Annotated in this window: 1 protein-coding gene; it reads right to left on the bottom strand. The window is 56.0% G+C overall.

From position 1 onward, the window contains the following. Positions 1 to 158 precede the first annotated feature (158 nt). Positions 159 to 731, bottom strand: a complete 573-nt coding sequence (locus TU76_RS23870; RefSeq protein ID WP_420892979.1) for a hypothetical protein — start codon at positions 729 to 731, stop codon at positions 159 to 161. Positions 732 to 916: the final 185 nt, after the last annotated feature.

Genomic DNA, 916 nt, shown 5'->3' on the forward strand with positions numbered 1-916 from the left:
TTCAAATAAGCGGGTGTGGGCATAGCAAAACTCCGTTCATGCTTTTTAGGAGAAACAGGTTGTAGCCCCGGGACCGGGTGACACCTCTGTTCGGGGAGCCATAAGCACCATGCACAGCCTTCGAGGCCAGCTGCGCCCAGGCTTATCGAACACCTTCCTCATAGGCGGGCCCTGGCGAGCTCTAGGCTAATAAGGTAACGTTCTTCGTCGGGGTGTCTGTAGTCCTTGAAACGGTTCACGTTGAGCATGATTTGATATTTGTCGCCGGCTTGCCAAAAGGTTCTGCCACCCAGGATACCTCGCACCCGAGCACGCCCTTCAGGCGTGTCGACAATCTCGGGATCACTCTCTGGGTCGGAGACAAACCAGCCTTGTCGACGCCATTGGTCCTGCAGACCCAATACGACTTTCAGCGCATCGTCCAGCAGCAACGGTTCGATTTGCGGGGACATGCGGATGTTAGCCACGCGTTCATTATCAAAATTGATCGTGAAAAAGCGGGCCAAGGGCGTTGTGAAACCGTATTGCGGGTCGATAAAGCGTAATCGCGCGTCTGATTCGGGCATATGGAACCAAAGCTCATCAGGAATCGCAGGGGGAATCGAGGCGCTGGAACGCTGGCGCATGTCTTCCCATGGCTCCCCGAAGACAAGCGCGATTTCCGGTTCATCGGCCAGTTGTTGCCCCACCCAGCGCACGCTCGCCACCACGAAAAACACCATAAGCACCATGCACAGCCTTCGAGGCCAGCTGCTGACTTTCAGACGCCGGATCATGGCGCTGCACCTGCGGCAATATGTTTGATCGAGTGCTCCAGTGCATGACGGTTTTCGTCGTGCAGCATCGTCAATGCTCCTCACCACTCACCCATGGACTGGCTATCGCCAGAGTGATCATGTAGCGCTCTTCGGTGGGA

It is taken from the genome of Pseudomonas psychrophila (assembly GCF_001043005.1).
GTDB classification, from domain to species: Bacteria; Pseudomonadota; Gammaproteobacteria; order Pseudomonadales; family Pseudomonadaceae; genus Aquipseudomonas; species Aquipseudomonas psychrophila.